The 22,048-nt window shown below is 49.5% G+C and carries 26 protein-coding genes and 2 tRNA genes; 12 read left to right on the forward strand and 16 right to left on the reverse strand.

Translation table 11 applies throughout. The features are described from left to right. Positions 1-7: 7 nt before the first annotated feature. Positions 8-1,498, reverse strand: a complete 1,491-nt coding sequence (locus JCM17207_RS12105; protein ID WP_238317888.1) for a carboxypeptidase M32 — start codon at positions 1,496-1,498, stop codon at positions 8-10. A 388-nt stretch (positions 1,499-1,886) separates the two neighbouring features. Between JCM17207_RS12105 and JCM17207_RS12110 the strand changes: the two genes are divergently transcribed. From JCM17207_RS12110 to JCM17207_RS12120, 3 genes are all read left to right on the forward strand, one after another. Next, positions 1,887-1,962: transfer RNA gene (locus tag JCM17207_RS12110), tRNA-Pro, on the forward strand. Between the two features lie 372 nt (positions 1,963-2,334). Continuing rightward, positions 2,335-2,487, forward strand: a complete 153-nt coding sequence (locus JCM17207_RS12115) for a hypothetical protein (protein WP_238317889.1) — start codon at positions 2,335-2,337, stop codon at positions 2,485-2,487. Beyond that, the gene (locus tag JCM17207_RS12120) at positions 2,450-4,450 is read left to right on the forward strand and encodes an ATP synthase subunit B family protein (protein ID WP_238317890.1); all 2,001 of its coding nucleotides are present in this window, start codon (positions 2,450-2,452) and stop codon (positions 4,448-4,450) included. Before JCM17207_RS12115 ends, JCM17207_RS12120 begins: the two co-directional genes overlap by 38 nt. Positions 4,451-4,494: 44 nt before the next feature. Here the strand turns inward: JCM17207_RS12120 and JCM17207_RS12125 are convergent, their stop codons facing one another. From JCM17207_RS12125 to JCM17207_RS12160, 7 genes are all read right to left on the reverse strand, one after another. Continuing rightward, on the reverse strand, positions 4,495-5,724 hold the full coding sequence (locus JCM17207_RS12125; RefSeq protein ID WP_238317891.1) for a tyrosine-type recombinase/integrase: 1,230 nt from the start codon (positions 5,722-5,724) through the stop codon (positions 4,495-4,497). 56 nt (positions 5,725-5,780) lie between these two features. Beyond that, on the reverse strand, positions 5,781-5,999 hold the full coding sequence (locus JCM17207_RS12130; RefSeq protein ID WP_087287484.1) for a helix-turn-helix domain-containing protein: 219 nt from the start codon (positions 5,997-5,999) through the stop codon (positions 5,781-5,783). Between the two features lie 69 nt (positions 6,000-6,068). Further along, positions 6,069-8,015: a MobP3 family relaxase gene (gene mobP3, locus JCM17207_RS12135; RefSeq protein WP_238317892.1), complete on the reverse strand. Its 1,947-nt coding sequence runs from the start codon at positions 8,013-8,015 to the stop codon at positions 6,069-6,071. Beyond that, positions 8,003-8,422: a hypothetical protein gene (locus JCM17207_RS12140; protein ID WP_238317893.1), complete on the reverse strand. Its 420-nt coding sequence runs from the start codon at positions 8,420-8,422 to the stop codon at positions 8,003-8,005. The genes mobP3 and JCM17207_RS12140 overlap by 13 nt, the downstream gene beginning before the upstream one ends. A 187-nt stretch (positions 8,423-8,609) precedes the next feature. Next, on the reverse strand, positions 8,610-9,083 hold the full coding sequence (locus JCM17207_RS12145; RefSeq protein WP_309295416.1) for a helix-turn-helix domain-containing protein: 474 nt from the start codon (positions 9,081-9,083) through the stop codon (positions 8,610-8,612). A gap of 68 nt (positions 9,084-9,151) precedes the next feature. After that, positions 9,152-9,331 carry a MerR family transcriptional regulator gene (locus JCM17207_RS12155; RefSeq protein ID WP_238317895.1) on the reverse strand — a complete coding sequence of 60 codons (180 nt, stop codon included), beginning with the start codon at positions 9,329-9,331 and terminating at the stop codon, positions 9,152-9,154. 200 nt (positions 9,332-9,531) lie between these two features. After that, positions 9,532-10,239 (reverse strand): hypothetical protein, encoded by a 708-nt coding sequence (locus JCM17207_RS12160; protein WP_238317896.1) that lies wholly within the window; start codon positions 10,237-10,239, stop codon positions 9,532-9,534. Between the two features lie 365 nt (positions 10,240-10,604). On the opposite strand from JCM17207_RS12160, the gene JCM17207_RS12165 reads away from it, so the two are divergent. From JCM17207_RS12165 to JCM17207_RS12175, 3 genes are read left to right on the forward strand one after another with little or no spacing between them, the layout of a single operon-like run. Beyond that, positions 10,605-11,462, forward strand: a complete 858-nt coding sequence (locus JCM17207_RS12165; RefSeq protein ID WP_238317897.1) for a DNA-methyltransferase — start codon at positions 10,605-10,607, stop codon at positions 11,460-11,462. Then, positions 11,459-11,689: a helix-turn-helix domain-containing protein gene (locus JCM17207_RS12170; RefSeq protein WP_238317898.1), complete on the forward strand. Its 231-nt coding sequence runs from the start codon at positions 11,459-11,461 to the stop codon at positions 11,687-11,689. Before JCM17207_RS12165 ends, JCM17207_RS12170 begins: the two co-directional genes overlap by 4 nt. A 1-nt stretch (position 11,690) precedes the next feature. Next, positions 11,691-12,494, forward strand: a complete 804-nt coding sequence (locus JCM17207_RS12175) for a Dam family site-specific DNA-(adenine-N6)-methyltransferase (protein WP_238317899.1) — start codon at positions 11,691-11,693, stop codon at positions 12,492-12,494. A 1-nt stretch (position 12,495) separates the two neighbouring features. Here JCM17207_RS12175 and JCM17207_RS12180 read toward each other — a convergent pair whose 3' ends face one another. The 5 genes from JCM17207_RS12180 to JCM17207_RS12200 all read right to left on the reverse strand — a co-directional run bounded on the left by JCM17207_RS12180 (position 12,496) and on the right by JCM17207_RS12200 (position 17,086). Beyond that, positions 12,496-14,538, reverse strand: a complete 2,043-nt coding sequence (locus JCM17207_RS12180) for a hypothetical protein (RefSeq protein ID WP_238317900.1) — start codon at positions 14,536-14,538, stop codon at positions 12,496-12,498. A gap of 500 nt (positions 14,539-15,038) precedes the next feature. After that, positions 15,039-15,362 (reverse strand): DUF6809 family protein, encoded by a 324-nt coding sequence (locus JCM17207_RS12185; protein WP_309295415.1) that lies wholly within the window; start codon positions 15,360-15,362, stop codon positions 15,039-15,041. Between the two features lie 48 nt (positions 15,363-15,410). Continuing rightward, a complete protein-coding gene (locus JCM17207_RS12190; protein WP_238317902.1) occupies positions 15,411-16,379 on the reverse strand; it encodes a tyrosine-type recombinase/integrase in 969 nt (322 codons plus the stop codon). Between the two features lie 44 nt (positions 16,380-16,423). Beyond that, the gene (locus JCM17207_RS12195; RefSeq protein ID WP_238317903.1) at positions 16,424-16,633 is read right to left on the reverse strand and encodes a hypothetical protein; all 210 of its coding nucleotides are present in this window, start codon (positions 16,631-16,633) and stop codon (positions 16,424-16,426) included. A 135-nt stretch (positions 16,634-16,768) separates the two neighbouring features. Beyond that, a complete protein-coding gene (locus JCM17207_RS12200; RefSeq protein WP_238317904.1) occupies positions 16,769-17,086 on the reverse strand; it encodes a tyrosine-type recombinase/integrase in 318 nt (105 codons plus the stop codon). A 537-nt stretch (positions 17,087-17,623) separates the two neighbouring features. Here JCM17207_RS12200 and JCM17207_RS12205 point away from each other — a divergent pair. The 6 genes from JCM17207_RS12205 to JCM17207_RS12230 all read left to right on the forward strand — a co-directional run bounded on the left by JCM17207_RS12205 (position 17,624) and on the right by JCM17207_RS12230 (position 20,152). Then, positions 17,624-17,699: transfer RNA gene (locus JCM17207_RS12205), tRNA-Pro, on the forward strand. 111 nt (positions 17,700-17,810) lie between these two features. After that, positions 17,811-18,170 (forward strand): hypothetical protein, encoded by a 360-nt coding sequence (locus tag JCM17207_RS12210; RefSeq protein WP_238317905.1) that lies wholly within the window; start codon positions 17,811-17,813, stop codon positions 18,168-18,170. 63 nt (positions 18,171-18,233) lie between these two features. Further along, positions 18,234-18,806 (forward strand): GNAT family N-acetyltransferase, encoded by a 573-nt coding sequence (locus JCM17207_RS12215; protein ID WP_238317906.1) that lies wholly within the window; start codon positions 18,234-18,236, stop codon positions 18,804-18,806. Between the two features lie 17 nt (positions 18,807-18,823). Then, positions 18,824-19,201 carry a DUF1801 domain-containing protein gene (locus tag JCM17207_RS12220; RefSeq protein WP_238317907.1) on the forward strand — a complete coding sequence of 126 codons (378 nt, stop codon included), beginning with the start codon at positions 18,824-18,826 and terminating at the stop codon, positions 19,199-19,201. Further along, positions 19,198-19,551, forward strand: a complete 354-nt coding sequence (locus tag JCM17207_RS12225; protein WP_238317908.1) for a DUF3795 domain-containing protein — start codon at positions 19,198-19,200, stop codon at positions 19,549-19,551. Before JCM17207_RS12220 ends, JCM17207_RS12225 begins: the two co-directional genes overlap by 4 nt. Before the next feature lie 424 nt (positions 19,552-19,975). Further along, on the forward strand, positions 19,976-20,152 hold the full coding sequence (locus tag JCM17207_RS12230; protein ID WP_238317909.1) for a TIGR04076 family protein: 177 nt from the start codon (positions 19,976-19,978) through the stop codon (positions 20,150-20,152). Positions 20,153-20,410: 258 nt separating this feature from the next. On the opposite strand, the gene JCM17207_RS12235 is transcribed toward JCM17207_RS12230, so the two are convergent. The 3 genes from JCM17207_RS12235 to JCM17207_RS12245 form a co-directional block, all read right to left on the reverse strand. Then, entirely contained in the window at positions 20,411-20,968 is a 558-nt protein-coding gene (locus JCM17207_RS12235; RefSeq protein ID WP_238317910.1) for a hypothetical protein, read from the reverse strand. After that, positions 20,961-21,881: a DUF6731 family protein gene (locus JCM17207_RS12240; protein ID WP_309295417.1), complete on the reverse strand. Its 921-nt coding sequence runs from the start codon at positions 21,879-21,881 to the stop codon at positions 20,961-20,963. The genes JCM17207_RS12235 and JCM17207_RS12240 overlap by 8 nt, the downstream gene beginning before the upstream one ends. A gap of 64 nt (positions 21,882-21,945) precedes the next feature. Beyond that, positions 21,946-22,048, reverse strand: a 103-nt coding sequence (locus JCM17207_RS12245) for an IS3 family transposase (RefSeq protein WP_238317913.1), incomplete at its 5' end; no start/stop codon positions are given.

Raw genomic sequence — 22,048 nt, forward strand, 5'->3', positions numbered from 1 at the left:
CCCGGTTTTACAGCGCGTAGAGTGCGCGGTATTTGGTCTCAAGATACCGGGCAAAGCAGCTGGGGTCGAATTCCCCGCCGCAGCCCGATCGGATCAGCTCGTCGGGCTGCAGCTCCTTGCCGTACTGCCAGACCTGCCGGGCCAGATATTCCTGAATGGGTTCCAGATTACCCGAGGCGCAGCAGCCCTCGAAATCCAGCTCTTTCTTCATGGCCTCCACCATCTGGGCGGCGTAGGCGGTGCCCAGGGCATAGCTGGGGAAGTAACCCAGATCTCCGCCCGACCAGTGGATGTCCTGCAAAACGCCCCGGGCGTCGTCGGGTACGTCGATGCCCAGGTATTCCTTGTACATCCGGTTCCAGGCGGCGGGCAGGTCCTGGACGGCTAGCTCCCCGTGGAGCAGCTGTTTTTCCAGCTCATAGCGGATCATAATGTGGAGGGGGTAGGTCAGCTCGTCGGCATCGGTGCGGATCAGGCTGGGGGTCACCAGGTTGACGGCCCGGTAGAACTCCTCGCAGCTGACCCCCGCCAGCTGGGCGGGGAAGAGCCGGTTCAGCTCCGGCCAGAGGTAAGAGAGGAACTCCCGGCTCCGGCCGATGTAGTTCTCGAACAGGCGGCTCTGGCTCTCGTGGACGCCGGGGCAGCTGCCTTCTCCCAGGACGGTATACCGCAGGGCGGGGCGGATGTTCCGCTCATAGAGGGCGTGGCCTCCCTCGTGGACGACGCTGTACAGGTTGGATACCATGTTGTCGAGCAGGTAGTGGGTGGTGATCCGCACATCCCCGTCGTAGAGGGAGGAGGTAAAGGGGTGCTCGCTCTCGGCCAGCACGCAGTGTTCCCGGGTCAGGCCCATGACCTCCATCACAAAGTGGGAGAGCTGGGCCTGGGCATCCAGGGGCCAGTCTTGGGTCAGGAAGTCGGTGCGGATGGGGCGGCCTTTTTCCTGAATCTCGGCCAGCAGGGGGACGATCTGCTGCCGCAGGGAGGCGAAGAAGGGGTCAGCCTGGGCCATGGAGAGCCCGGCCTGATAGTAGTTCAGCCAGACGTCGTAGACGTCCTTCTCGGGGGCGAAGTACCCGGCCCACCGGCGGCGGATCTCGATGACCTTTTCCAGCCAGGGGGCGAACAGGGAGAAGTCGCTGGCGGCCTTGGCTTTCTGCCAGGCGTTCTGGCTGAGGGTAAAGACCCGGCTGTCGGCGGCGAACTCCTCCGGCGGGATCTTGGTGTACTGCTCCCGCATCCGGCGCAGCTCCCGCACCTCGGCGGCGGCCTGGCGGTCCAGATTCAGCCCGGCGGCCTGGTCCAGCAGGGCCCCCAGCTCGGGACCCACCAGCAGCCGGTACTGCTCCATGCTCAGAAGGCCCACCGCCTCGCTGCGGCCCTCGGCACTCTCGGTGGGGGCGGCGGTAGCGTCGTCGATGCCGATGAGGGCCAGGGCGTAGTTGTAGGCGAACAGGCGTTTTTCGATCTCGCGGATTTTTTCCATGATTTGATCCATAGTGTACCTCCCGCAGGGTAGATTTGTCTGGCCTTATTATATCTTTGCAATTGACGAAAAACAAGAAAAAGCGTATACTATACTAACAGTGCCGTAGGCGGGTGAGATTTTATACCCGTCCACCCGGGCGAGCAAAGCGCGGCGCGTCGGGGTAGATAAAGCAAAAGTGAATAGGATTATAACGGGGTGTTGCGCAGTTGGTAGCGCGGATGCTTTGGGCAGCAGCGGAGAGCGCTGCCTGCGGCAGAAAAAGCGAACCGCTGCTGGGGCGGCCGTCCAAATTTTCAAGCAGTGCTTTGGCACGCGCCGAAAATTTGGGGAACGGCAACCCGGGCGAGCAAAGCGCGGCGCGTCGGGGTAGATAAAGCAAAAGTGAATAGGATTATAACGGGGTGTTGCGCAGTTGGTAGCGCGCCTGCTTTGGGAGCAGGAGGCCCGGGGTTCGAGTCCCCGCACTCCGACCACCTTCGGCAGGAAAACCGCCTGAAAAGGCGGTTTTCCTGCGTTTTTTGTTCTGCTTTTGCAGTTTGGACGATTGCTGTTCAGCGGTGGTTTCAGGGGCAGAAAAGTAGCGGGAGCGTGAGCGCGGATAGCCGCTGAAACCGCCAAATCCCTAACCCATCCCTAATTGGCGTGACTGCCGTTTTCTCGTTGTGGATACGACAAATTCTTGAGTTTTCCAGACTTATCCTTTATAATAGTTCTACGGTTGACCCTTTGGCCACCAAGGTAGCCGTGTGGAATTCTATACGGTTTATTTTTCCAGTCCCGAATATACTATGTTTTAAAGAGGCAATACTAAATACCAACATAAGCATAGTAGTTCAGGAGGAAAAATGAAACAAGATTTCTTTTGGCTTTATGCCAGCATTGATGATATTATCGATATTGAACCATATACAAACGAGGTGGATAAAAGCAATGACGGAACAGATGCTACTCCGATTTGCAATGATTCTGCAGAGTCAAGCTCCGAGCACACTGAATAAATATATTTGTAAACTTGCTGAGGCGGTATTATTGGAATGCCACACGGGCCTCAATTTATATGAACTTAATCAGGCAATCAATAATCAATTTAATCTTGCATTTACCGAAGAAGAAATTGAGTCCGCCATTACCAAGAAAGGTCAAGGTCGCATTTTAATCACTGACGGAACATACTCTCTCTCTACATCTGCCATTCAATTTCTTTCCACACAACCTTCACTTGCCGGAAAGCTTGATGCCACCATCTCTAAGTTCGTTAGCGCAACTGCTATCAACACTCCGATCAACGAAGTAGCTGCTCTCTTGCTTAAATATCTATACTATTGTTTTAACTCTAATGTTGACAACCTTCTATCACTCTTCGAAGGGAAAATTACATATAGTGTAAATTCTTTTGAGGCAAGCCCAGAAGAGATTTCTATAATCAATTCTTTTGTTGCATGGGAAGATAGCGAAAAAGATTCTCTGGTCTATAGTTTGATTGCAACTTGTTATGAGTACTGTATGTTGACAATCAAAAAAGATAACATTCTTTCAGTTGAGCTGTTTAAAGGAAAGCGCTTCTATCTTGATGCAAATATGATCTTTAGAATGGCCGGTATCAACAATGAAGAAAGAAGGACTGTTACCACGGCCTTTGTACACCACTGTCAAAAGGCCGGTATTGAACTTTATTGTACGAGTGCAACATTAGATGAGGTCTATCGTGTAATTACATCCCAAGTGGAGTTTATCCGCGGGATTGCGGGTTCGTCGATGCCAGTAAGTAGCAACACGCTTGAGTCTATTAACCCCTCTATGGAGATTAATGACTTTTATAAGATATATTATGAGTGGTGCCTTACGTCAGAGAATCAATATGGCGACTATGTCTCGTTTAATCGCTACTTATTTGACATAGTACAAGATACTTTATGTCAACTAAAGATCAAAGAGTCAAGTGCTTATAAAGTTGGTCCGTCCTCTAAATATTTTGAAGAGCATACGGCGAGCCTTAAAGATTATAAAAATAGTAAGCGAAGATGGAGATACACTTCCCCAGCTTCTGCTGAAACAGATATTACGAATATAATGGACACCCTCGCCTGGCGAAAAGGGACAGGCTCGAGCATTTGGCAAACAAATGATTTCATCGTATCTGCTGACCAATTGTTAATCAGTTGGGCAGACAAAGCATTTTCAGGTGTACCTATTGTCGTCCTTCCAAGTGTGTGGCTTTCAATTATTTTGCGTTTCACTGGCCGAACAGATGATGACTATAAGTCATTTTGTCTATTTCTAACCCAACGCCAACACATCGTAGATAGAAATTCCATCGACCCTATTCAGCTATTAAGGAATATTAACTCCAAAACGAATCAAACTGAAATAAAAGAACAAATTATTGTTGAAATAACCCAAAACAAGGCGCAATATACTTTTGAAACTGCCGAAGATTATGATGCAAACACAGATCGCGCTTTTGATAAGGTTTTGGAGGAAGTTTACGGAAAAACTGCACAACAGATTAATGAGATGCGAGATGAAATGCGACAACAACTATCGAATTTGGCAAGTAATTCACAAGCGCAAATCGAGGAGCGTGCGCGAATCAGTGCAGAAGCAGAGCGAGAAAGAACATTGGTTACTCTATCAAAGAAACAGGCAGCGGATAAGGTAGGCAAGTTCAGAAAAATGAGAGGTTTTGGTTGGATACTATATCTTTTGGCAGGAATTGTACTCATGGCCGGGATTTGCATTTATATATTCGAGATATTCCCCGTCTATCCATGGCTATTAAGCATTCTCCCCCAAAAGTTACAGTCTGCAGAAATATTTGCAATTGTTTGGACAATTGTGTCTGGCGGGATCTTCCTAATTTTTACCGCATTCAACAAGTTAATCACTTTTCTTGGAAGTGAAGATAGAGAAAACGATTTGTATGAGCGGTTTTACAAACAAAACAAATCTACAATCTCCTAAAGAAATGCAGGGACCGCTAACAGTAGGGTCCCTGCATTTCAGCTTTATCCCACCCTCTCGAACGGTATCACCTTGCACCGGCTCTCCTCCGACGGGTCGGGAGGCTCCGGTTCCGGCTTGGCTGTGGCCGTTTCCATGAAGCCGCCGATCTTCTCCGCCGCGCCTCTCTGCATATCATTGGTGATGTGCGTATAGGTGTCCAGGGTAAACCCGGCGCTATAGTGGCCCAGCATGCTGGACAGGGTCTTTACATCCACGCCGCTGGAGAGGGCCATCGTGGCGAAAGTATGGCGCAGATCATGGAAGCGAACACGCTCCTCAATACCCGCCTTCGCCAGCAGTTTCCGGTTGATCCTGGACACCGCGTCCGGGCTCCAGTAGCCGCCGGTGCGGGGAGACGGGAACAGGATGGGATTGTCGGGGTGCTGTTCATGTTCCCGCACCAGCAAGGCCACGGCCTGCTGGGACAACGCTACCTTGCGTACGGAGTTCTTAGTTTTTGGCTCTGTCACCACCAGCTCCCCGTCGATGCGGGTGACCTGCTTGCTCACTGAGAGGATGCGGTCCTTTACATTCAGGTCATCCCACCGCAGCGCCAGCAGTTCTCCACGCCGCAGACCGCTGGATAATTCCAGGAAGAATATAGGCAGGACGCCGTACTTCTCCGCCTCGCTGAGATATACCCCCAGCTTCTCCGGCGGGATGATGGCCATCTCCTTTTTCTCCTTGGGCGGGATGCGGCAGTTGTCGCAGGGGTTGTAGGGAATGATCCGCTCCTTGACCGCCTGCTTCAGCGCCGAGGAGAGTACCATGTGGATGCGCCGCACTGTGCTTCCAGAGAGGGCCGTGTCGGTCTTTTTCTCGAAACGCTGCACCCGCCCTTTGGTCTTGGAGTCGTTGTACATCTTCTGGATCTGGATGGCGGTGAGCCGTTTGAGTTTTACTCCTTCGATGGCCGGTACGATGTGGTTTTCGATCATGTTCTCATAGGTCTTTGCGGTGTTGGGGCGGATCACAGGCTTGCTGTAGGTTTCAAACCACAGCCTGCACCACTCCGCTACGGTATAGTCCTCGTTGTGGTTCACCGGGATGCCCCGGTTGTCCCGGATGGCTTTCGCCAGCTTTTCCTTGCACTCGGCCTGCGTCCGGGCGGACACGCTTTTCTGAATGGCGCGGCCGGTGTTGGGATCGATGCCCTGAGTGTATCTGCCCTCCCAGCGGCCGTTGGGCTTCTTTCGGATGCTGCCCTCGCCGTTGGCTCGTTTCTTTGCCATTGTTCATCCCTCCTTTTGCAACACAAACAAATACCACAGAATCTTTGAAATAGCCACTAAAATATTTCCGTCTTTTGGGCTGCCTGCTCATCGATCCATGCCATGAACTTGTCACGGGGGACGATGATCCGGCTGCCCAGAGTGATGGTGGGGAAATCCTGCCGGTGAGCCACCTCGTAGGCATGGGCCAGTCCAATGCCCAGCACATCGGCCACATCCTGCACGGTCAGCATCAGGGGGAGTTCGTTGAACGAGCTGTATTTGGATCGTTTCATTGGATTCCTTTCTACCCTTCTCGTGGAAGGGATTTTATTCTTTGTTTTGCGACTCATTTTCTGCGCCGCTTACATGGTCATCTCAGGCCACTGCTCCTCATGGTCATCCGGCTTATGGCCCATAGCGATCTTCTTCTCCTGGATCTTCCGCCTGAGTTTTCGATCCACCTGCTGGCCCGTCGGGCCGGCGGGCGGCACAGAGTTGTCCTGGAAGATCCGACTCATGTGGTAGAGCAACTGTGTGACCGCCAGCATCACAGAGGGCGGGTGGAGATTGTTTCTCTGATCCAAAAAGAACTGAGCATACTGATTTCCCTGGGCGGCGGAGCGGTTGAACCACACCATTGCCTGGGCCTGATCCCGTGGTAGGCCCTGTCCCGTCAGGTGCAGCTTGCCCATCATGTACTGGGCGTACTGGTTTCCCGCCTCCGCCGATTTGGTGAACCAATCCGCCGCTCTGGCGGTGTCCTTGTTGACAGCGTTCCCCTCCAGATACTCTTTGCCCAGACGGTAAGCAGCAAAGTGGCTTCCGTTTTCCGCCGCTTGTCTCAGCCAGCGGATGCCCTCATCCGGGTCCCGCACCTCCCAATCGTCAGAGAGGAGCAGCTTGCCAAGGGAGTACTGTGCTTCCGGCAAACTCTGTTTTGCCGCCTGGCTGAACCAGTACTTTGCCTTATGGTTGTCCGGAATCAGCAGAGGGCCGTCCCGGTAGAGCTGACCCATTCGGTATTGTGCATAGGTGTCGCCACGCTCCGCCACCTGTTCCAACTTCTCTGCCGCCCGGTCACGGTAGTCCAGGGAAATGTCCTCGTTCCCAATGATTCGCCACAGTTCCCGGCAGGCATCGGACTCACGACGCGCCAGTTCTGGTTCGTCGTGCTCAGCCAAGTCATCATCCTCGAAGGAGATATCACCAAGACGGATGTGCTCCGCCTCCTGGATGACAGCGTTTTTGATCTGCCGGAACTCTTTCTCCTGGGACAGCTTTTTCCGTTCTCGGGGTTTGTCGTGGTAGTAACTCTCCACCTCGCCCTGGAGCCTGCACCACTGGTCGTAGCACGCACGGACCACCGGCAGTTCCTCCAGCTTGTCCACTACCTCATCCACGGTTTTCTTCACGGACTTGGGAAGGTAGCCATAGGATTTTTTGCCCTTGACCGTTTCCAGTTGTCCGGCCAGTTGCTCCATCTTCTGTTCGATCTCAGAAGCCGTACAGATACTTCGTGTCATCTCCTGGGTGAGCTGCCGGATCGCCCGACGGGCCTCCCGCACCAACTCGTCCCTCGACTGTGACTTCTGTTCGTAGGTGTGGAGCATCTCCTGTTTGAAGATCTGATTGGTGAGCACAGATTTGATATTGCGGATGCCGTCCCGTGTCAGATATGCCTCACCGGGCACCGTCGACCACGCCATCATGTGAACATGGGGATGCTTTCCCTCGTCATGGAAGGCAGCGTACCAGCGGAAGTGATTCGGTTGAATGTTCATGGCGGCGGCGATGTCATTGCGATTGGCTCGGAGCAGGTTCCGCCACGCTTTGGCATTGTCATATCCAAGACGCGCAGCGTCCTCCCGCTTCAGGGAGAGAATATGCGTCCACACATTCCCATTGTACTGATCCAGCTCTCGCATGGCCTGTTCCAAATCCACAGTCTCCTCATCACCAAAGAGCCCGTGGTCACCAAGCCGTTCCACGCGAGGCCGAGTGGCAATGTACTTCATGTAGCTGTCTGATTGCTGAACTTGAGACCAGTTCTCCTCCAGTGCTCGGGTGATAAAGACAGAGGCATTAGCCTTGGTGGGCTTGTCTTTATAATCGGAATATTCACCCAGCTCCTTGGCCTCCGGGAAATCCTTTGTCAGTTTGGTGATGAGTTGCTCCTGCTTTCGAGTGGGCGGACGGTCATCTGGGATGATCTCCACCCGCTCCCGTGTGCCGATGTACCTCAGATAGCCGCTGACCGAACTGCTGCCTCCGCACTTGAGATAAGGGCTTTTCACGATCAATCCTGCCACTCATCGTCCTCCTCCCACGCACCATGCACCCGCTGCTCCAGCGAGATGCGGCCATTGGTTTTCCGCACATTTTGGACGCTCTCTGCCCGCCGTCGGCGCAGATCCTCGCCGCTGAACTGATACGCGTCGGCGAGGATACCGGCCACCATGTCCTGCTCCACCGCCTGCCGGAAGGCGATGGAGGACAGCCGCTCCTCCAGCTGTCCCATCCTTCCGTCCAGGTAGGACTTGATGGAGGTGGGGAGAAACAGTCCGGCGTTATTGGCGCTGAGGTAGTCCAGATAAAAGTCCACCGCCCGCTCAATGAAGGCGGTAATGCTCCGGCTCCCGTCCTCCTGATACCGGCGCTCCAGGATGGCCTTTTTCTCCGGCGACAGGTAGAGGGGGAATTTCTCTTTTTTGCTCATGTTGGCTCCTTTCCGGGGGTTGACCCCTATTTTTTCCTTGTGGTAGTAAGCGTAGGGGGATAACGACCGCAGAACTCTGTTTTCTCTCTGATTTTGACCCCATTGCTAACACCCACGGAAACTCCTGAAACTGCCCGCACTGCGGGCAGATGTGACCGGCAAAGGCGTCGTTGGCGACGCCTCGCCTTTATCCTGCTTTTTCTTTCGTCCCCGAGAATTCCTCCGAAAGCGGGCCCATTTGGGCCTCCAACCCCGGATCGGCACAGGGACTCGCTACCGCTCCGAAAGGCGCACACAGGGCGTTCTGGGGGCTTTCACAGGCCAATTCTGCGAGGCGTTCCGCCGCCCTCTGGCGGGCGGTGTCCTCCTCCAGTTGCTGGAACTGCCGCTCGTAGAACAATTCGATTGCCGCCTGGATCGGACGGATGGTGTAGAGCAGATTTCCGTTGAGGGGCCTGCCGTCTTTGCTCCGCACCATCGTCGGCTCGGTGCGGATGAGACCTTTCTCCTCCAGGCTGCACACATACTTGCTCACGGTGTTCTCACTCATACCCAGCGCCTTGCCGATGGTCTTGTAGCTGGGGTAGCACTGGTAGGTTTCTCTGTCCTCGATACTCAGCAGATAGCAGTAGATGGAGATCTCCGGGTAACTGAGACCGATGTGAAATACTTCGTTGGGAACCTTGAAATAGTTTTTGTCGGGATCTCGTTTGGGTCACTGTTGGAACTTCATATAGCACCTCCCGTATGCTCCTCCATCCACTGAATGCACTTTTCTTTCGACACCACCATGCGGCTGCCCACGCGCAGCACCGGGAAATCTGGTTGGTGCATCAGTTCATACCCGCTGGACGGTGATACGCCCAACACCTTCGCCTCACCGTAGTTCTTGTAGACAGATTCTCTCATGTTGACCATCTCCTTCTCAAAACTCCCTCTACATCTTTAGCCGCGAACATTTGCATGTGACATAGGTTTGACATAGCCTTTGGATGGTGTTCGAGTTGTCTCTCTACTTGTATTGGGGAAAATATATCCCACTGACATACATTTGACAGAAAAACGGAGCGCCTGCTTTGTCGCAGACGCTCCGTTTGAGGTTGGATTATTTACTTTTGTGCTGGTTTCAGCAGTCGGCATGTTCCCTCCGCCTCGTCCCGCTCTTTCAGCAGAGAGGCCAGAGCAGAGAAGAATTTCTTTTGCTGATAGTCCACGCTGCCACGGTTCAGCTGATGGGCTTCCACGTACTTGCGGATGGACAGGCCATCCACGAACCGCTCCCGGAAATAGCCCTGGTATGTAACCAGTACCGTTTTCAGGGCATCGTCGAGAAACTGCAGGTCCTCTTTCAGTTTGACGAAGTCGCTTTTAGTAATGGCAACGAATCTCTTTTCCTTTACGCAGAGGCGATATTTGTTCCGGTCGAAGTTGTAGTGCTCACTGAGATCTTTTGCGTATGCGTAGTAGGTAAGAGACTGCTGGTACTCACGGGAGTCGTATGCTTCATCCAGCTGTGGTCGCTGCCGTTTACGAACCGGTCCCCGAAAGCCTTCTTCCTCCAGCCGCTCTATGGCTTCCCCTGAGATCTTCATATTGAGCAGTCGCTTATACTTGGCTTTCCGCTCGCTGTTCACTTCGATGAAAGCGCAGAAGGACTTTTTGCTGGAGGTGTAGTATCTGGGGACAGTTGCAAAGGGGTAGGTGGTCCAGATGACACTTTCCTCGCCGGTGTCAGCATCGGTGGCCAGGGAGACCACATAGACCACTTTACCGTCATACCGCTGGTAGTATCCGGCACGGATTTTTCTTTCTGCCATCTGGTCACCTCCTATTGATTTTTCTGTCCTCAGTATAATAGAGCGCAGGAACTCTGTAAATAACTGAAATTATTCCTTGGAGTCACGCGCCGATTTGCACTGGATATAATCTGTAGACTTTGAAGGCGCTGAGACCGTAAAGCCTCAGTGCCTTTTGTAAGGATAATTAGCCGAAACAAATCAATTGCTGCATTTGTAAATTTCCATTGATATGTGTAGCATAAACTCGTTGCTCAATGTCATACAGCCGCACTGCATCCGGTAGATTCGCCTTTATAAACGGTTAAAATAATTTTACCTTTAGTTAGTAAATATTGACCAAGTGGATTCTATATGATATATTATCAAGCAGGGAGGAATGGTATATGAGTACATTGCCGATTAATACTGTTATCAATGGTGAATGTGTATCTGAAATGAAGAAATTACCTGATTCATGCATTGATTTAATTATTGCAGATCCGCCGTATAACCTTTCTAAAGGCGGAGAATGGAAATGGGACAACAGCATTGAACTGCACGGTATGGGTGGCAACTGGAATAAAGTCATGCAAGAATGGGATGATTTTACTTTTGAATCCTACATGATATTCACTAAAGAATGGCTTACTGAAGCTAAAAGAATACTTAAACCGACTGGTTCCATGTGGATTTTCGGTACATACCATAATATCGGTGTTATCAATGTCATTTGCCAGATGATTGGAATTGAGATCATCAACGAAGTAGTGTGGTACAAAAGAAACGCTTTCCCTAATTTAGCTGGAAGAAGATTGACTGCGAGCCACGAAACAATTTTGTGGTGCAACAAAGGCGGGAAGAAAAGAGAATACTATTTTGATTATGAATATTCAAAAAATGGTGATTTCTCTTATGATGCTTTAAAAACACCTGGGAAACAGATGCGTACTGTATGGGATATATCAAATAACAAGGATAAAAGCGAACTTGCATATGGTAAGCATCCTACTCAAAAGCCAATCAGAATCCTCAAACGAATGATTAAACTGGCTTCAAGGGAAGGCGATATTATGCTCACTCCTTTTTCAGGTTCCGGAAGCGAATGTGTTGCTGCAAAAATGACAGGAAGAAAATATATTGGCATTGAACTTGATAATTCTTACTGTGAAATCGCAAGCAATCGTTTGAACCATGTTGAAGAAAATGAAGATCAGCTGGGTCAACTCAGCTTAAATTTGTTCGAAAGCGAGGCAATCGAATGAAGAATTTGGTACTTAACGAGAAAGAGCTTCGCAAAAGGATGATTGATTTGGATATTAAAACTATCAATGAACTGGCGACAAAAGCTGGTGTATCTAAACCAACAATATATGAATACATAAATGGTAAATCTCCACTCTCATCAGCATTTGTTCGTTTATGCGAATATCTAAATGTGGCCCCATATGAAATCCTAATAGAGATTGATACAACATCCACGGAGGACTAAAATGTTTAAGCCAGTTATTAAGTGGAGCGGAAGCAAACGTAGCCAATCCGCAAAAATAAAAGAATTTTTCCCCAGCAGTTTCAATAGGTATTATGAACCGTTCATTGGTGGCGGGTCAATGCTGTATGCAATAAATCCAACTAATGCTGTATGCGGAGACATTTGTGTACCGCTAATTGATTTATGGAATGAAATCAAAAATAACCCGGCTCAATTAGCTGAAGCATACAGGCTGCGTTGGACAAGGCTGCAAACCGAAGGTTATCAGGCATATTACGAAATTAGAGATGATTTCAATAAAAGCCGTTCTCCTGAAGATTTGTTATTCTTGTCCAGAACCTGTGTTAATGGCTTAATTCGCTTCAATGTAAACGGGGATTTCAATAATTCTCTGCATCATACTCGTCCAGGCATATCCCCTGACAGTTTGGAAAAAATTATTATGGATTGGTCAAAACATATCCAAGGTGCGGAGTTCATTGCCGCAGACTACACGATTACAACTGAAACAGCCAAAGTGGGCGATCTAATATATTTAGACCCTCCGTACTTTCATACGAAGGGCCGTTATTATGGAACTATTGATTTTGATGCTTTTCTGGGTTATCTTGAACATTTAAATAGCAAAGGAATTAAATATATGCTTTCGTTTGACGGTATCAGAGGAGAGGATAACTTTACTGTTGAACTACCAAAAGAATTGTATACGCGCCATGAGTTTATCCCTTCAGGCAATTCCAGTTTTAAAAAGGTCATGGATAAAGCAAGTATCCAAGTTTTAGAATCTCTGTATTTGAACTGGTAATTTAGAAAAGGGTTATATCATCGAATCCAATTTCATCTATCTTATCGCAGATAAACTCTTTCAGGATTTTAGCAGCACGAGTAGTTGTAACAATTTCAATCTCCCAGCCATGCTCAACCGGCTCCATAATGAACAGCATATCGCAGTTACTGCGTTCAAAGACAGTACGATTTGCTTGCGCATAACCCCTAAGATAAGCTGCTGCAGAAATCACTTCAAATGCGCTAAAATCAACCAGATGTTTTGATTGTGTCCATGTTCCAATGCGAGGATGGACTAATCGTTCCACATTAGGAACATAATTCATAAGATTTTGGATGTAGTTTACAAGTTCTTCTCCAACATTTGCTTCTAAATCAACGGAACGCTCCTTTGATTCAATAGACAACAGAACAGGTCGCTTAAATACTCCAAATATTTCTAAGACATGGTCAGGACGTTTTCCGTCTACTTCTTCGCTTACACGAGGCAAAGACAACCAACGCACCTCATAATCATCATAAAGAACAGACAGTCCGCTCCAATCGCCACCAGGAGGATTACACATACCCTCAAAACAAACTTCGTGGAGCAGATGTGAAAACAAGAAATGAATTCCTGTGTCTACATCATCCTCATGAAAAGACTGTGGGATGCTGGAAAATTCGTCTTGTGTTAATCTCTTTTCATCAGGAAGTTGCTCTACATAGTATTCCTTTAATGTAGAAGTATCCAAAAGAACTTCTGCATCATAAGAATGACCAGCAATTATAGGAACATCAAGCGCAACAAAATCGCTCAAAGCAAGGATAGCTCGCCAAAAACCATTGGAGGCTGCAAGGTGTTCTGGCTTTGTGATCAGTGCATTAAAATTGCGTTCAATAACTGGACCATAAATGTAAGTCATCACTTCAATATCGGTTGAGGCGAGCATAGCCGCTAACGGCAGAATCCCTCTATCAGGCCGGTTATCGTCACCTTTTGGCTTGAAGCCTTTAATCATGCATAGAATCAAATCCGAATGATCGGAAGCAATTTTATTAAGAACAGTGGCATCATAAGTAGGATACAATTTGTGTATTCCGTTTGCCAAGTTCCTTCTGTTTTCGGCTGGAATAATACCAAAGGGAAGCTCTTTTGATGCCATTCCAACACTAAGTTTCTCTGCTAAATCGAGAAAATCGACAGAGTTTCCATGATGTCCTTTTGCAGAGATTTTTTTGCGGAAGCTAAATCCAGAATTCTTTAATGAATATTCAATGATACCTTGTCGATTTGCATATAACTTTCTCCATTGAGATGGGGTAAAGTTTGTTTTCGGTTGCAAACTGCTGGCAAGGAACAATACAATATTTAGATTTTTCTGAAGAATAATAGATTCTTCCTTGCTTGTGTCAAACCCACACATTCGTTTGACAATATATCGAGAAAGTTCTGCTTCTGCAAAGTTGTTCTCATCAAAATCTCGCAGTTTAGGTTCAATATATTTATCAAACTCTGAAGATCGAATATAGACCTGTGCAACAAAATTTTCCGTATCCTCCGAGAAATTTATGTAACTATATGGAACCGCAGGATTAGGAAAACGAAGGGATTTACGTTTACGAGTTTTAGGATTCAATTCGTAGTTGACAAAATCAACAACATAAATATATGGACATCCAGTACGACCAGTAGAAAATGCGCGGCCGCTTCGCTGCCACGCCTGATTACCAGCCTGCAGTGCACTACAGAACTCGATTGCATAAAGAATAGTCTCCAAGCCATCTTCAACATAGGTGACAATTGCATCTGGTGTTTCATCAAGGAAACTACCGTTATTCTTAAGAATGGTAAAAATATTGGCTTCCCATCTTCTGCGACCAGCTTTGTTAAAGCCGGGAAGCAATTCTAACTGCCACTCAAAATTGCGTCCCAGATAATTAAAATATATATTATAAACTATTGTAGACGGAGACATCAGCGATATTTCTACGGATGTCGGAGCCGTTTCTTCTAATATGAGCTTGGCGATACGCTCACATTCTACAATGTTATCGCCATGTATTCTAAATGTTCTTAGCATAATCTATCTCCCCCTAACTACCGTTGCATATAGATGCTTTGGATAATTGTAGCATATTTCGACAAAAAATACGAGACAATATCTTTATAAAATTGGCTTTTCTCACCTGTCTATAACTTCTGCTACACACCTGTTCGATCCTTCTTGCTGGGTTACCCCGTAAAGGCCGTACTATTGCTCATCAAGTCATATGGAGCACAAAGAGCCTTCCAGCAGTTTGATTCCCTTAAAATCCGAACACATATTTGCTTTTTCAAATGAAAAGAAAGTGCTGATTCCATCCACAATTCATGAGTAAAGCAGCACTTTCTTTTTATTAATTGGAAGCAAACTTGGTTCTGTCTTGGTTCTGTCTACTTCGGAATCGTCGCTTGGGGCGCGATTGCTGCGGGCGTTGGGCTTCGTGTAGGTAGTAATCCTTGTCGACTGCAGTTTGGGGCGATACAGCGGCCCACAGGGCGAAACTGGCGGCAATCGCTACGGCAATGGGCAATTCGTTTTTATTCCGGTTCCTCCTCAGATACGCAACGAGCGCCCACTCTCCTGGTTCGCCAGGAGAATGAGCGCTCGCTTTCGTCGTTGTGCAGTTCTATTGAGAGCCTACACGCCAGTTCAAACCCGGCGATAAAACTGTCCAGGGAGGTCAGCTCTATGATCGAGTCCTGGGCGTCAATGATCCGCAGCACCAGCTTGCGCTCTGGCTTTTCCAGAGCCGCAATCAATGCCTTGTGGCACTCCTCCACTTCGTTCTCCTGCTCGGAAAGTTCCGGTGGGGTATAGAAGCAGTCATACAGCCCCTTGAGCAGTTCGTTTTCCATCGTCATCATCTCCTTGCGACACAAACATATACCACACCTTCCGCAGAATATCCATCAGAATTTCAGAAGGTTATTCAGAATGTCTGCCGCCTGCCGCAGCTCCTCCCGAGACGCTTCGGCGGGTCGATTCTCGTTCTTGGCAGTCGGGCGGTCCAGGTAAGGGGCATAGTTCTGCCGGGTCATTGCGGTCCTGAAGTGGCCCAGCATCTGAGAAACCGATTTCGTGTCCATCCCATTTTTCAGCGAGAGGACAGCGCAGGTGTGCCGGAGATCCGCGAACCGGATGTGATCCAGCCCAGCCTCTTGGATGATCTCATTGTGCAGTCGACGCACCATCTGGGGTGAGTAGGGCCGCTGGGTGGCCGGGTGCATGAACATGAGCGGACTTTCTGGGTGTTTGGCGTGTTCCAGGCGCAGGAGTTCTACCGCCTCCGGGGGCAGGCTGACGGTCCTGGTGCCGCCCTCGTACTCTACCAGTTCCCGCCGTTCCACCGAGCGTTTCTCGGTGATGGTCAGCGTCCGCTCTTTTACATCCAGGTCGCTCCACTTCAGGGCGATCAGCTCTCCCTGCCGAAGTCCCGCCGTCAGCGCCAGCAGGAACATGGGGAGGTGGCCCAACCGCTCCGCCGCGTCCAGATAGTCCTCTACTTCTGCCGGCGTCAGCACATTGGCGCTGACCTTCTTGGGCTTGGAGTAGTGAAATGCTCGAGCGGGGTTTTCCGCTATCAGTCCGTCCCGGATGGCCTGGTTCAGGCATTGCTGGAGCAGGCGGTGGATGTGCCGCATGGTATGCTCCCCCAGCCCTGGATATTCGGGGCTTTCCGGGCGGTGACCGCCAAAGCGCCGTCGCTCCTCCAGAAAGTCTCCCACCTGCTCCACCGTCAATTCAGAGAGCGGTATGTCCCCTAATCCGGGGAGGATGTGGTTTTTGAAGAGATAACCGTGGGCCGCATAGGTGGTGGGCCTGCTCTGTTTCTTGCCATAGACCTCCTGCCAGCGGAGGATATAGTCTTTCAGCATCATATCCTCACCTCCCTGCACTGGCGCTGCAGATTCCGGAAGGCCACCTACGGCAGGCCCGCCTGTTTCAGAATCCGCTCGTGGAGGTAGTAGAACTCGTGGAGCTGATACGGCGCTCCGGTCTTGGGGTTGAGGAACACATAGCGGCCGGTTTCCGGTACCCGCTCCAGCAGATGTTCCGCCTTGCTGTTGAGGGTCAGCAGGCGCTGTCCCTTGAGGATGTACCGGCAACGGATATGAAAATCGGCCCACGACAAGGTGATGAGTTCACATTGCCGCAGGCCGCTGGAGAGTCCTGTGTAGATGAGAGGGAGTGTGCCCAGCTGTTCCGCCGCGTTCAGATACCGCTGGAGCTGCCCCAGACGCAGGGGAGTTGTTTGATAGACTTCTGCCTACGGTTCCCGGCAGAGCCGCACCGGATTGTAGGGAATGCGCTGGTCGCGGGCCGCCTCGTCCATGCAGCGCCGCAGGAGCAGATGGACGCACCAGACGCTTCTGGCGCTGAGTCCCTGGCTCCGTAGGCTGTCATAGAAGCTGGTGACGGTGTCTCCGGTCAGCTCCGCCAGCGGGATGTCCCCGATTCCGGGGAGAATGTGGCGGTAGATCAGGTTGCGGTATCCGCCCACAGTGCTGCCGCTCCATCTGCTTCGGTTCTCGCAGAACCAGCGGTCGCACCACTGGCCTACCGTGAGGTTCGTTTCTTTCTGCATATTGTCGCCTCCCTTCGGCAACCGAACAATACCACAGAAAGAGAGAAATAGCCACTACTTTATTGCCCCGTGTATGCCTTTGTTGTCTTTTGCGCGGCGGCATGGTAAAATGAAATACCTTTCCACGCTGCTTGTAAAAAAGTACCTTATTCTTTGTTTATGCGGCGCAATTCCTGCGCCCCTCCACTGAGGTGATCCAGCCTGCCGTTGCCCCTCAAACCGGGCGGAACATCTTTTAATACACAGAAACCCCTCCCATACAAATCCCAAAAGACGAAAGGTTTTCTTGAAACAAACAGGGCAAAAGAGTTCTAAAGAGGAATTGCCGAAGCAGAGGAAAGGGGCAAAGAGGACGGAAAAGTGCTGGCTGAAGGTTGCGCCACACATTTGGGAGCGTGAGGCCCGGGTTCGAGCCAAAGTCCTCAGAAACCCCGGAAAGCCTTGGGACACTTGGGCTGACGGTACTTTCCCCTCGCCGGTAACTGGTCAAAAATCGGCGTTGACCACATGTTTGACCACAATTGGAAAATTTCATATCCGGGTGTAGCGCAGTTGGTAGCGCGCTTGCTTTGGGAGCAAGATGCCGGGAGTTCGAGTCTCCCCACTCGGACCAAAATCCGTCAAAATTTTGTGATTTTGGCGGATTTTTCTTAACTTTTATGATACTATTTGTTCAAGACAATTCCGGAACGGGCAAGGGATTGATATGCGGGAGGACGGGTGCATGATCTTTAAGGGATTTCCCTACTATTGGGGTGCGATTGCGACCACGAAATGCATCAATGCGATTGTGTTTGTATTCCTGCCCGGGAAAACCGCAGATAAGGTGAAGCTGGATGCCTGCACCGGATGGGTCAGGCACATGGGGCGCTTTTATGAAAACAGGATTTACGCATTTGCCTTGGATGCCCAGTTGACCAAAGGCCAGGTGGAAGTCCTGCTGCTGGATCAGAACAAGCAGCCGCTCCTGCAACTCAGCAGTCAAAATCCCACCCAGTCGATCCATCTGGATGGACAAACCAGCCGATACTATCTGCAGTGGAAGTTTCACAGTGCCTCCGGGAAATGTGAGCTGCACTGGTGAAAGTACCTGCCTGCAGAGACAGGCGCCGCTGTATTCCATTTTATTTGATTGAGGTAACGAAGTATGGTGATCGAGACAAAACGGCTGATCCTGCGTCCCTTTCTGGAGGGTGACGCGGCGGATGTCTATGAGTATCTGAAAGAGCCCGCGGTCAACTGCTTTGCCGGCATGAAGCTGCACTCCCTGGACGAGGCCAGGGAGGAAATGAAAAAGCGCCTGGGCGAGACGGAGTACTACTTCGCCATCACCCTGAAGGAGGGCGGCAAGGTCATCGGCGAGATCGACGCCTATCCGGAGGCGGGCGAGCCCCACGCGGGCGAGGACGCCCCACGGGACACCTTCAGCCCCTGCTGGATGCTGAACGAGTCCTATCAGGGCAAGGGGTACGCCTTCGAGGCGGCCCAGGCCTTCTTTGACTATCTCTTCTCCCAGAAGGGCGCAAGGCGCATCTACGCCTACACCGAGGACTATAACCGTGCCAGTCAGCACCTGTGCGAAAAACTGGGCATGCGCCGGGAGGGCCTGTTCCTGGAATTCATCACCTTCGTGAACAATCCCGACGGCACGCCCCGATATGAAAACACGGTGCAGTACGCCATTCTGAAAAAAGAGTGGGACCGGCAGCAATCCCAGTAAACACTTGGAGGTACGATATGGGCGCAGCTTCTGTTTCCGAGTATGTGGCGTCGCTGAATGAGGAGCAGCGGCAGCATGTCAGCGCATTTATTGACTTTATGAGTACAGAATACCCGCAGTTGACTCCTAAAATCTCCTTTTCCATGCCCATGTGGCTGCTGGGGAAGAAGATGTATGAGGGATATGTGGCGGTTTCCGCCGCGAAAAACCATTTCTCCATCCATTTTTCCGACGAGGTGTTTCTGAACCGTCTGGCTGAGGGCCTGCCCGCCTGCAAAAAGGGAAAGCGATGCATCAACATCCCATACGGCGATGAGGCATCCCTCCGCGCGGTGGAGGAGAGCGTCGGCGATTTTCTGAAACTCTATCGCTCTGAAGGGAGTTCCTCCCTATGAATGGTACAGAGGAAATCGGCTGCTGCGGCGCCTACTGCGGCACCTGCCGCGAGTATTTGAAAACCTGCAAGGGCTGCAAGCCGGGGTACCTGGACGGCTCCCGGGACCAGAGCAGGGCCAAATGCAGGATGAAGAAATGCTGTCTGACCAGAGGCCACATCACCTGCGGGGACTGCGGAGAGTACGAGTCCTGCGAGACCATTCAATCCTTCCTCAGCCACCCCGGCTACAAATACGGCAAGTACCGGCAGGCGCTGGAGTTCATCCGCGCCCACGGCCACGCCGCCTTCCTGAATGCGGCAAAACACTGGACAAACGCCTATGGCAGGTACCCCGAACAGGACCCCTGAACGAAACACCGCCCGCTGAACATCCACAGATTTCAGCGGGCGCTATTCTTTGTCTATAGCTTGTTAAATACTGATACGCCTAATGTCCCAATCTGATCTTCTTTGTCAGCAGAGTCTTCCCCAGATACAACGGGATCAAAAGATAGTCTGCCACATCCTGCCGGACGGAATGTAAAATACCAGGGAGGGTGAAACCATGCAGCACGAATGCAGAAGGAGACCAAGGTGTTCCCGGAGTACCAGGAGAAGTATCTTGCGGATTCCGAGTCAGGTCCCTGCCCCTGCTTTGGGAAGGGAGATACCTTTTGCTCAAGCGAACCCCAGCGCGGGACGATTTTTACCACCTGATAAACGGGCAATTCTACGGGGAAACGTGGGACGCTATCAGCCGGTATGTCTCACAGCCCTCCAGGGCAGGTCCATCATGCACAAATGGACCAATGATAAGCAGATGATGATCACCTGCTGCGACGACGGGACCCGGCCAGTGATCTTCAAGATCGAGCGGATAGACATTCCCGAAACCGAAGAGGAAAGGAAAGGGAATGGCTGGCAAAGCAGAATTTCACGAACACGGCTGAGAAACGAACATGTCCATTAGCAGGCTCTGCGGCAACTTGTCTTCACCGCTTATGGGAATAACCAATTTTCCACCCAACAGTTGGAGAAAGCTTTTGGCAACGCGGCCTACGCAACCACTTGCGGATTTGTACTCAAGTTCGAGAAGCTGTGGCTACTACGGTCGGTAAAATACGGAAATCACATCAAGTATCAAATTGCAGAATAAGCCGAAGAATCGCCTTTTGAAATCTGTTGGGTTCAGAAAGTGTTATGCTTGACCATCCTGATAGCACAATACTTAAAATTTACTTTTTCCATCTACTGTTCGTTGGTAAATTTCATCCAGCTTGATTTGTGTCTCTGTACAGATTGCATTTTGTATATCAATCTCCTGAACAATATACTTTATATTAAGTTTTGTAATCATCATTATAAGTATTACAAACTTAAGAAACGAAGCGGACGTAAGTGTGGTAAGTAATGCTATCAATTCGGGATAGTGTGGGATTTCCTGTGGAATAAACACACACAGTACTGTCGTTATAAATGCTTCGCCTAAGCCTATTGCAATCAAGAAAAACAGTTGGCCCTCTACTCTATTTTTTAGTAGTTCTGCATTTATTTTTGACGCAGATGTTGCGAAAATCGACCATACTGTCACATATATTCCAATAATAACCGATGCAACACCAGCTATTCCAGAACACCGGGATTCTTCAAAATAACCCGATAATATTTTTGCTATTCCAGACAAATCCCAAGGCAAATTAATGCATAGGATTCCAAGCACAATTATCAGCAATTCTAATTTGCAATTTTTCAATACTAAAGAGATTATAGCGGTAAGTTTAGACAACAGGCATCTCTTCCCAGACTTTGTTAATTTCATAATCATCACCAATGTCAGTTGCGTTCAAAAAGTGTTCTTTCACCTGCGAGTAATATTTTTGTCGTTCGTTCCTCAAGATTTCGTCCATATTATTCAAAATATACTCGGTTCCTAACTGTGTTCCCTTGATGGGAAAGAATATCTTCAAAACCGCAGTGCTGTCTTTTAGTTTTGCAATATCAATTTTCTCGTCCGGTTTATTGCGATAATTAACAGCTATCTCGTCAATACAGTTTGCATCCAAGTTGATAGATTCTAAAAGTTCAATAAGTGCTCCTATATCAAGTGTTGCTTTTTTCTTTTTACCCAGCCCAAGTGTTAGCGTAAAAGTATTAGACTCTAATGTTGTTTTAGAAAATTCCATCAATGCTTTAAGATGCCCCAGAGCATTTCTTTCGCCGTGCACTTGACCGGAAAGAAAATCGTTCAGTGGTCGACCTATATTTAAAGAAATTGTCACGCTCCGTGCTTCCTGGGCATCACGAATTTTCTCAAGTGCTATATTGCGCATTATAGGGCGAAGACGAATTTTATACTCTGCATCAGTGGGAAGATATGAATTAAGATAATCTTCAATGTCATTATCATTAGGTCCTGCAAGATTTGATGACAACAGGGCGACACGATATCGCTTATGGTATGCAACAGAATTAACATCGAACATTTCCTGCGGAATGTCGATCAGTTTTTGCGTCGTGGGATCACTTCCAAATGGTTTATTTTTTTCTTTGAGTTTACCAATTGGAACAACCAAATAATCCTCATTCATATGATTCCATTCATACGCATGAACACGCATGATTTTCCCGTTAATTCGCCGAATGACATTTTGGGGAGAATCCTTCAGAATTTCTTGAATTTTTTTAAAAAAAGGAATAATGGCACGGGATGCTACTTGTGAAGTGACCCCAAAAAGTTAGACAATAATTTGAAATAAAAATAGTTCAAACAGCCGAAAGGGCTTGTTGTCTGTGAATTGCAGGCGGCAGGCCCTTTAGCTTTGCCTTAATACGCCGGTTATTGTAGTAATCCAGATAGTCAATGAGT

This window comes from Faecalibacterium gallinarum (assembly GCF_022180365.1).
In the GTDB taxonomy this organism is placed as follows: domain Bacteria; phylum Bacillota; class Clostridia; order Oscillospirales; family Ruminococcaceae; genus Faecalibacterium; species Faecalibacterium gallinarum.